Genomic DNA, 3,177 nt, shown 5'->3' with positions numbered 1-3,177 from the left:
GGGGGATTAGCTCAGCTGGCTAGAGCGCCTGCCTTGCACGCAGGAGGTCATCGGTTCGACTCCGATATTCTCCACCACACAATGGTCAATTAACAAAGATCAATGATCAGTTTTACTGATAATTGTTTACTGTTAATTGCTACTTGTAGACAGTTCATTGACATATTGGAAAATAAGAATACGAGAAACATAAAAATTTCTATGATAGTAATATTATAGATAGAGCAAATTATAATAAGGTTTTGGTCTTGCATATCGGCAAGATCAAGATCAGAGCATATTAGGTAAAAGCACATAAGCTAAATAAGGGCGTATGGGGAATGCCTAGGCTCTCAGAGGCGAAGAAGGACGTGATAAGCTGCGAAAAGCTGCGGGGATTGGCACATACAAATTGATCCGCAGATATCCGAATGGGGCAACCCAGCATGTTGAAGACATGTTATCCCGTAAGGGAGGCGAACCCGGAGAACTGAAACATCTAAGTACCCGGAGGAGAAGAAAACAATAGTGATTGCGCTAGTAGTGGCGAGCGAACGCGCATTAGCCCAAACCATGTAGCTTACGGGCTGCATGGGGTTGTAGGACCACGACATTGGTTGTGTTATGAACTAGAACGCTTTGGAAAGAGCGGCCATAGACGGTGATAGCCCGGTATAGGTAAAGATCATAAACCATAGTGGTATCCTGAGTAGTGCGGGGCACGAGAAACCCTGTATGAATTTGGCGGGACCATCCGCTAAGGCTAAATACTCCTGAGAGACCGATAGTGAACCAGTACCGTGAGGGAAAGGTGAAAAGAACCCTGAACAAGGGAGTGAAATAGATCCTGAAACCATACGCTTACAAGCGGTCGGAGCCCTTTGGGGTGACGGCGTGCCTTTTGCATAATGAGCCTACGAGTTACCGTTGCCAGCAAGGTTAAGTCTTTAAGAGATGGAGCCGTAGCGAAAGCGAGTCTGAATAGGGCGTTTTAGTTGGTAGTGGTAGACGCGAAACCGTGTGATCTACCCTTGGGCAGGTTGAAGCTGTGGTAACACATAGTGGAGGACCGAACCCGTTGACGTTGAAAAGTCTTGGGATGACCTGAGGGTAGGGGTGAAAGGCCAATCAAACTCGGAAATAGCTCGTACTCCCCGAAATGCATTTAGGTGCAGCGATGATTTAGTTTTATAGAGGTAGAGCTACTGATTGGATGCGGGGGCTTCACCGCCTACCAATTCCTGACAAACTCCGAATGCTATAAAATGATGATTATCAGTGAGGGCATGGGTGCTAAGGTCCATGTCCGAGAGGGAAAGAACCCAGACCATCAGCTAAGGTCCCCAAATATATGTTAAGTTGAAAAAACGCGGTTGAACTGCTTAGACAGCTAGGATGTTGGCTTGGAAGCAGCCATTCATTTAAAGAGTGCGTAACAGCTCACTAGTCGAGCGGTTCGGCATGGATAATAATCGGGCATAAACATATTACCGAAGCTATGGATTTACAACATAGGTTGTAAGTGGTAGGGGAGCATTGTAACAACGTAGAAGGTGTGCTGCGAGGCATGCTGGAGTGGTTACAAAAGAAAATGTAGGCATAAGTAACGATAATGCGGGCGAGAAACCCGCACACCGAAAGACTAAGGTTTCCTCAGCTATGCTAATCAGCTGAGGGTTAGTCGGGACCTAAGGCGAACCCGAAAGGGGTAGTCGATGGACAACCAGTTAATATTCTGGTACCTGCTTTACGATAAAAGTGACGGAGGCGAAAATTAGGTGCGCACTGACGGAATAGTGCGTTGAAGGATGTGGTAACACTCTGATAGTACACCAAAGCTACGGCGGCGGTGATAATCCTGAATATCGACTTCCAAGAAAAGCGAGTAAAGCAGCCCGTACCGCAAACCGACACAGGTAGTTGGGATGAGAATTCTAAGGTGCTCGAGAGATTCATGGCTAAGGAACTAGGCAAAATAGACCTGTAACTTCGGGAGAAAGGTCGCCCATCTTCGGATGGGCCGCAGTGAAGAGGTCCAGGCGACTGTTTATCAAAAACACAGGGCTCTGCTAAATCGAAAGATGATGTATAGGGCCTGACACCTGCCCGGTGCTGGAAGGTTAAGAGGAGATGTTAGCTTCGGCGAAGCATTGAATTGAAGCCCCAGTAAACGGCGGCCGTAACTATAACGGTCCTAAGGTAGCGAAATTCCTTGTCGGGTAAGTTCCGACCTGCACGAATGGTGCAACGATCTGGACACTGTCTCAGCCATGAGCTCGGTGAAATTGTAGTATCGGTGAAGATGCCGATTACCCGCTGTGGGACGAAAAGACCCCGTGAACCTTTACTATAGCTTAGTATTGACTTTGGACAAGTGATGTGTAGGATAGGTGGGAGACGTTGAAGCTGCATCGCCAGGTGTGGTGGAGTCATTGTTGAAATACCACCCTTTACTTGTTTGAAGCCTAACTTCCAATGGAAGGACAGTGCTTGGTGGGTAGTTTGACTGGGGTGGTCGCCTCCAAAAGAGTAACGGAGGCTTCTAAAGGTTCCCTCAGCACGCTTGGTAACCGTGCGTAGAGTGCAATGGCATAAGGGAGCTTGACTGAGAGACATACAGGTCGATCAGGTACGAAAGTAGAGCATAGTGATCCGGTGGTTCCGCATGGAAGGGCCATCGCTCAAAGGATAAAAGGTACTCCGGGGATAACAGGCTGATCTCCCCCAAGAGCTCACATCGACGGGGGGGTTTGGCACCTCGATGTCGGCTCGTCACATCCTGGGGCTGGAGAAGGTCCCAAGGGTTGGGCTGTTCGCCCATTAAAGTGGCACGCGAGCTGGGTTCAGAACGTCGTGAGACAGTTCGGTCTCTATCTACAGTGGGCGTTAGAAATTTGAGTGGATCTGACTCTAGTACGAGAGGACCGAGTTGGACTGACCTCTGGTGTACCAGTTGTTCCGCCAGGAGCACTGCTGGGTAGCTACGTCGGGAAGGGATAAGCGCTGAAAGCATATAAGCGCGAAACCCACCACAAGATGAGATTTCTTTAAAGGATCGTGGGAGACTACCACGTTGATAGGTCACAGGTGTAAAGGCAGCAATGTCATAGCCGAGTGATACTAATAATCCGTATAGCTTAGTGCACTTCCCCGGTAGCAATACCGGGGAGGAACAACCTAAAGCTCCATTAATTACTC

At 48.4% G+C, this 3,177-nt stretch carries 1 tRNA gene and 1 rRNA gene; both read left to right on the top strand.

Annotated elements, in window-relative coordinates:
• Positions 1-77 (top strand) — tRNA-Ala (locus ACFQ1G_RS01085).
• Positions 78-291: 214 nt separating this feature from the next.
• Positions 292-3,124: ribosomal RNA gene (locus tag ACFQ1G_RS01080) — 23S ribosomal RNA — on the top strand.
• Positions 3,125-3,177: the final 53 nt, after the last annotated feature.

The organism is Salinimicrobium gaetbulicola, assembly GCF_042676025.1.
In the GTDB taxonomy this organism is placed as follows: Bacteria; Bacteroidota; Bacteroidia; order Flavobacteriales; family Flavobacteriaceae; genus Salinimicrobium; species Salinimicrobium gaetbulicola.
Note: the sequence above shows the minus strand (reverse complement) of the source record. Positions and strands in the feature narration are given on the sequence as shown.